6 protein-coding genes are annotated in these 6,402 nt (G+C 51.0%); all 6 read left to right on the forward strand.

Translation table 11 applies throughout. From position 1 onward, the window contains the following. The first annotated feature begins 157 nt into the window (after positions 1-157). The 6 genes from C0081_RS16435 to C0081_RS16460 all read left to right on the forward strand — a co-directional run bounded on the left by C0081_RS16435 (position 158) and on the right by C0081_RS16460 (position 6,237). Entirely contained in the window at positions 158-1,246 is a 1,089-nt protein-coding gene (locus C0081_RS16435; protein ID WP_101534895.1) for an ABC transporter ATP-binding protein, read from the forward strand. A gap of 35 nt (positions 1,247-1,281) precedes the next feature. Beyond that, positions 1,282-2,571, forward strand: coding sequence for an ABC transporter substrate-binding protein (locus C0081_RS16440; protein ID WP_101534896.1), 1,290 nt, complete (start codon positions 1,282-1,284; stop codon positions 2,569-2,571). Positions 2,572-2,724: 153 nt separating this feature from the next. Continuing rightward, positions 2,725-3,573 carry an ABC transporter permease gene (locus C0081_RS16445; RefSeq protein WP_373236952.1) on the forward strand — a complete coding sequence of 283 codons (849 nt, stop codon included), beginning with the start codon at positions 2,725-2,727 and terminating at the stop codon, positions 3,571-3,573. A gap of 2 nt (positions 3,574-3,575) precedes the next feature. Then, positions 3,576-4,394, forward strand: a complete 819-nt coding sequence (locus C0081_RS16450) for an ABC transporter permease (RefSeq protein WP_101534949.1) — start codon at positions 3,576-3,578, stop codon at positions 4,392-4,394. A gap of 6 nt (positions 4,395-4,400) precedes the next feature. Beyond that, positions 4,401-5,141: an aspartate/glutamate racemase family protein gene (locus tag C0081_RS16455; protein WP_101534950.1), complete on the forward strand. Its 741-nt coding sequence runs from the start codon at positions 4,401-4,403 to the stop codon at positions 5,139-5,141. A 331-nt stretch (positions 5,142-5,472) separates the two neighbouring features. Beyond that, positions 5,473-6,237, forward strand: coding sequence for a DeoR/GlpR family DNA-binding transcription regulator (locus tag C0081_RS16460; RefSeq protein WP_101534898.1), 765 nt, complete (start codon positions 5,473-5,475; stop codon positions 6,235-6,237). Positions 6,238-6,402 lie beyond the last annotated feature (165 nt).

Below are 6,402 nucleotides of genomic sequence, written 5' to 3' on the forward strand. Positions count from 1 at the left end.
AACTTTTATTATTCCATGCCCTAATTTTGTGCGCAAATATCTATCTCGATGTGTTCATTCATTGAGTGATTGTCAAAAAATGTATGTATATCATACGTTTAGATCATTTGGCACGGCCTTTGCTTTGTAAGCCCTTACAAGCGCTAAAGGAGTTTCAATGTCAAAAGCCGCAGAAATCGAGCTCGCCGCTGTATCAAAAGTCTATGGGACAACAACGGCCGTTCACGCAATCAGCCTGAAAGTTCCTGCAGGACGTTATTGTTGCCTGTTGGGGCCATCCGGTTGCGGTAAGTCGACAACGCTCCGAATGATAGCTGGCCACGAAGACATAACCGATGGTGACATAATGCTCGCCAACAAAGTCGTCAACGGACTGCCGCCAGCCCGTCGTGGCACTGCGATGATGTTCCAATCCTATGCTCTTTTCCCCCATCTTGATCTGGTCGACAACGTTGCATTCAGCCTGAAAATGCAAGGGGTGGATAAAGAGAAAAGACGAGCAGAGGCCACGGAAATGCTCGAACTCATGCAGCTTGAGCCCTATGCTGATCGCCGACCTGCACAACTTTCTGGTGGTCAGCAACAAAGGGTTGCGCTGGCACGAGCGTTGATCACCAAGCCGCAAGCGTTGCTGCTGGATGAGCCGCTGTCCGCCCTTGATCCTTTCCTGAAAATTAAAATGCGCGCGGAGCTTAAGAAACTACAGACATCGCTTGGCATGACCTTTGTGCATGTCACCCACAGTCAAGAAGAAGCTATGGCTCTGGCTGATTTGATCGTCATCATGAATGATGGTCGTATTGAGCAGGCCGCTTCTCCCCGCGATATTTTCCAAAAACCGGCGACGCCTTTTGTTGCTCGCTTCATGGGAAGCCACAACGTTATATCCGGGAGGATCGTTGAACAGGCTGACAAGCAGACAACCATTGAAGTGGCCGGCGGTCATCGCTTCAGTGCGCTGGGCGCTGCTGAAGTGGGTGCTGAGACTGCCGATATCGCTGTGCGTACAGATCACGCGCGCTTGAAAGATGCAGATGAGCCCGGGTTCGGTTTCACGGGCGTTGTTGCCAATGTCGAGGACCTCGGAGCAACCGTCAAATTATCCATTACAGGTGCCGGAATTGAGGATTTCACCATCCTGCTTTCGGACGCTGATTATTTCGCAAAGCCGGTTAAATCCGGCGATGCGGTCCCCCTTTCGTGGGCGCCGGCTGATGCCATCGTCTTGGGGCACGTCAAGTCTTAATTATTTCAATGTCTATTAAACAGGAGACACCCTTTATGACTGGTAAGACAACCAAATCCAGCGGCCTTAGCCGACGTTCATTGCTCAAAACCGGTGCCGCCGTCGCTGGTGTTGCCGCCGGGTCCGGAGCCATCACAGGCTTCCCGACTATCTGGGCACAAAATCCAATCACTCTGCGCCAGTTTGGTACCGGTGTTTCCAACATCAACGCCATTGCGCAGAAATGTAAGGAAGATCTTGGCATCACGCTGGAAATGACAGCAACTGATTCAGACGCAGCTGCCCAGCGCTCCGTCACTCAGCCTGACTCTTATGACATTGCAGATATCGAATATTGGATTCTCAAAAAAGTATTCCCAACGGGCGTTATCCAGCCGATGGATACCAACCGGTTGAAATATTATGACAAGGTGGTGCCGCTCTTTAAGTCCGGTAAATTGCTGCCAGATAGTGTGATTGCGCAAGGCACAGCTCCCCATACGGTTGGATTTGTTGAAGGCCCGGATGCCAAGACTTTCGCAGCAGGTGAGACCGAATGGTTCACCATGATGCCAACGATTTATAACGCCGACACCTTGGGTATCCGCCCCGACCTTGTGGGGCGTGAAATCACTACGTGGGCCGACATTATGGATCCAGCCTTCAAGGGTAAGACCTCAATCCTCAATATTCCATCCATCGGCATCATGGATGCAGCCATGATCATGGAAGCAATGGGCAATATTACCTATGCTGACAAAGGCAATATGACCAAGGAAGAGATTGATAAGACGATCGAATTTCTGATTGCTGCCAAACAGTCAGGCCAGTTCCGTGCTTTCTGGAAGTCTTTCGATGAATCTGTGAACCTGATGGCGTCTGGCGAAGTTGTTATCCAGTCGATGTGGTCACCGGCTGTTGCTGCTGTGCGCGCCAAGGGTGTTGCTTGTAAGTATCAGCCTCTCAAGGAAGGCTATCGTTCATGGGGCGGCGGCTTGGGTCTTGCTTCCCACCTTAAGGGCGCCCAGCTCGATGCCGCCTATGAATATATCAACTGGTATACCTCCGGTTGGGTTGGTGGATATCTCAACCGTCAGGGTTACTATTCAGCCTGTATGGACACCGCCAAGGAATATATGTCTGAAGACGAGTGGGGCTTCTGGATTGAAGGCAAGGCAGCGCAGGGCGAAATCCTTTCACCTGAAGGCAAGGTTATGGAAAAACCGGGCGCAGTCCGTGATGGCGGATCCTTCGATGAACGCATGGGTAAGGTTGCTTGCTGGAACTCCGTGATGGATGAAGATCGCTATATGCTTCGTCGTTGGAACGAATTCATCGCTTCCTGATCCCATTGATTGATCTCCCCGATGCGGTTTTTGGGGAGATGAAGAGGCAAACAAAGAGGTGGCGGACTGTCTTCGCCACCTCAAAATAGCAATAGGAAAGCAGGCATCATGACGACAGCGCAATTGTCCCCGAAGCCAAAAGAGGCGGTTCACATGCCCAAATGGTTGGCTGCGTATCTTCAGGCCGCGCCGCTGGCCATCATCCTCGGGGCATTTCTGTTGCTCCCTCTGGCAATGATCGCGATTGTCAGTTTCTGGGACTATGATTTTGCGCGAATGTATCCAGACCTTATCACTCTGAACTATGTTGAGACTTTGGGGTCGTGGGTGACTTGGAAGACTTATCTAAACACCATAAAATATGCGGTGATTGTTTGGGCAATTACCCTGTTTGTCGGCTTTTGGGTGGCCTACTTTCTTGCTTTCCATGTCAGATCGACGAGCATGCAGATGGTGCTTTTTCTTATTTGTACCGTGCCCTTTCTGACTTCCAACATCATCCGGATGATATCCTGGATACCGGTGCTAGGACGAAATGGGCTGGTCAACGGAGCGCTCGTCAGTTCCGGTGTGGTCTCGGAACCCGTTGAATGGTTGCTCTATTCCGATTTTGCGGTCGTCCTGGCTATGGTCCATCTCTATACGCTTTTCATGGTTGTCCCTATCTTTAACACCCTGATGCGCATTGATCATTCGCTGATTGAAGCCGCGCGCGATGCCGGTGCTTCGGGGCGCCAGATCCTGAGCAATGTCATCATTCCTCTTGCCAAACCGGGCATGGCGATCGGTACGATTTTTGTCGCCACCCTTGTGATGGCAGATTTCTCGACAGTGCAGGTGATGTCCGGCGGGCAAAGTGCTTCGGTCGCGCTGATGATGAAGAACCAGATGTCTTTGCTTCAGTATCCCGCTGCAGCGGCCAATGCTGTGGTGCTGCTGGCGCTGGTGCTTCTGTTGGTTGCCGCAATCCTGCGGGTCGTCGATATTCGCAAGGAGTTGTAATGATGCAGTCCGAAACACGATCCAGAGAATTCTACATTCTAGCAACTTTCTTTGCCCTGTTTGTCTTGTTCCTTTATGGTCCCTTGTCTGCCATCGTCATTCTGTCATTTCAGGGGCCGAATGGTGGTCTGACTTTTCCGCTGAACGGGGTATCTCTTCACTGGTTTTTCAACTTGTTTGAAACTCAGGCCGTCGGTGATTTTGGCGGCTCCTTCAAACGGTCCTTTACCCTAGGCATTATGGTGATGATTTCGACGGTGGTCGTGTCATTGCTCGCAGGGCTGGCTTTTCGCCGCAAGTTCATTGGCGCGACACCTCTGTTTTATCTTTCAGTCGCCAGTTTGGTGGTGCCATCCATTATCATTTCTCTGGGCATTGGCGTGGTGTTTCAGCAGGCGGGTTTGCGGCCTGCATGGTATTCTTCCGGCTTTGGCGCGCACCTGACTTGGACCCTGCCGTTCGGCGTGCTGATTATGCTGGCGATTTTCAATCGCTTCTCTCCCGCCTATGAAGAAGCGGCCCGAGATCTGGGTGCCACCCCATGGCAGACGTTTCGCCATGTGGTGCTGCCGATCATCTTGCCCAGCCTTATCGGTGTTGGCCTGTTCGGTTTCTCTTTGTCCTATGATGAATTTGCCCGCACGCTGCTGACATCGGGGACCTACAACACGCTGCCGCTGGAAATTTACGGCATGACCACCAATGTAACCACGCCGGTGCTCTATGCGTTGGGCACCGCGACCACGGTCTTTTCCTTCCTCGTCATCGGAGTGACGGTGGGTGTAATCATGTATTTGAATAAGCAGCGCGGAAAGGGATGAATGGCCATGAAGATCGCCGTCATTAATCCCAATACCACTGCGAGTATGACAGATAAAATTGCTCAGGCAGCCCGTGACGTTTCTTACTCCGAGACAGAAATTATGGCTGCGACGTCTTCTATGGGGCCTGCTTCTATTGAGGGATATTACGATGAGGCACTCGCCGTACCGGGTTTGCTGCTTGAGATATCCAAGGCAGAAAAGGCGGGCGCAGACGCGGCCATCATTGCCTGTTTTGATGACACAGGGCTAGATGCCGCACGCAGCCTTGCCCGCATTCCCGTGCTGGGGATTTGTGAAGCGGCGTTGGCAACAGCGGCCTATATCGCGCAGCGCTATACCGTGATCACCACTGCCGAACAATCCAGATTGCCGGTTGAAGGATTGGTGCGACGATATGGGCATGGTCAGAAATGCAACGTGCGTGCTGCCAACATATCTGTGTTGTCACTAGAAGACCCCAAATCCAACGCTCGAGATCTACTGCGCAATGAAATCACCAGTGCACTTAATGAAGATAAGACTGAGGCCATTGTACTGGGGTGTGCCGGTATGGCCGATCTGGTGATGAATTTGCGGTCTGAATTTGGCTTGCCTGTCATTGATGGTGTTGCTGCTGCTGTCAAACACGCCGAGGGTCTTGTTGCTCTTGGTCTGATAACATCCAAACGTGGCCCTTACGTTCATCCTGCGACTAAACCCTATTACGGCCAATTGCGTGAGTTTTCTCCCCAAGTGCTGTCGTGAAACTAAGCAAACCCTACGATAGGCGCGTTTGAGTAAAAGACCTGCGCATAACCTCTTGTCTTTACGGTCAATGGTTGTGAGTGTTGCGGAATGCAGCGGTTGTCTTGCTTTATGAGTCGGGGTAGGAGGCTGCGTGTGCTGATGTTTTGTCTCTATGCTGATGCATGATTAAAACACTATCAGAAATTTGCCTCGTGACGTTATGATGAGTGGGATAGTCGATTAATTGTCACGTAATTTTATCACAAAATAACAAAATTTTACTGATTTTGGTGTTTTGTTGTGTTACGAAATGTGTGCCTGCTGGAATGTAAGGGCATGGAGGTGTTGCGTGAGAGGCGAAGATCGAAGACAGATGATAATGGATCTCCTGGTAGAAAACAGAGCCGTCGATATCGACGACCTGTCAGAGAGGTTTGCTGTATCGAAAATGACAATTCATCGTGATCTGGATGAGTTGGAGCAGCTCGGTGTCTTGCGCAAAGTTAGGGGTGGTGCGACGGCGGATGCTGGTACGCAATTTGAAAGCGATTTTCGTATCCGTGCCCGACAAGATGCTGAAGCGAAAGAGCGGATGGCACGTGAAGCCTTGAAGCTGATTGAGCCAGGCATGACTGTCATGATCAACGACGGATCTATGTCAGCGGTTCTGGGATCTTTGCTGACTGAAAAGCGACCTCTTACTGTTATCACCAACAATGAATCGATTATCGATGCGCTGCGCGGAGAAGCTGGTATTACTTTGCTGGCTCTCGGTGGTATTTATTCTGCCAAATACAATGGCTATTTTGGTGTCGTAACCGAAGAAACCCTGTGTCGATTGCGTGCCGATATCGCCTTTATTTCTGCGCCGGCTGTTTCTGGGCTACAGGCATTCCATATGGACGACAATGTTGTGCGGGCAAAAGTGGCGATGATGGCTGCTGCTTCGCGGAAATGCTTGTTGGTCAATCATTCCCGTTTCGATCGAACAGCGCTTCATGTTTTGTCAGAGCTGGAAAATTTTGATTGCATCATCACGGATGATGAGCCGGACAGCAAGGATGTAGAGGCGCTTGCAAAAGCGGGGTTGGCCCTCACAGTTGCAAGGCCGTAAACAGGTGGAGTCGGCCACAATCTGGACTGGTGCTTGTTAAAGATTAAGTCAGCGATTACGCACCATGCTTTGCCCCTCGGTGATGAAGATCATCATCGAGAGGCAGTCTTGGGAGGTGTGTTTTAGTCCTCGAATTTCAGTCAGGCCACTGTGTGATTTGCGAGC

The organism is Cohaesibacter celericrescens, from assembly GCF_002866925.1.
Lineage (GTDB): Bacteria > Pseudomonadota > Alphaproteobacteria > Rhizobiales > Cohaesibacteraceae > Cohaesibacter > Cohaesibacter celericrescens.

Excerpts from the sequence above, each read along its gene's own strand:
- C0081_RS16435 (WP_101534895.1), top strand. The coding sequence starts at position 158 with ATGTCAAAAGCCGCAGAAATCGAGCTCGCCGCTGTATCAAAAGTCTAT.
- C0081_RS16440 (WP_101534896.1), top strand. The coding sequence starts at position 1,282 with ATGACTGGTAAGACAACCAAATCCAGCGGCCTTAGCCGACGTTCATTG.
- C0081_RS16445 (WP_373236952.1), top strand. The coding sequence starts at position 2,725 with ATGCCCAAATGGTTGGCTGCGTATCTTCAGGCCGCGCCGCTGGCCATC.
- C0081_RS16450 (WP_101534949.1), top strand. The coding sequence starts at position 3,576 with ATGCAGTCCGAAACACGATCCAGAGAATTCTACATTCTAGCAACTTTC.
- C0081_RS16455 (WP_101534950.1), top strand. The coding sequence starts at position 4,401 with ATGAAGATCGCCGTCATTAATCCCAATACCACTGCGAGTATGACAGAT.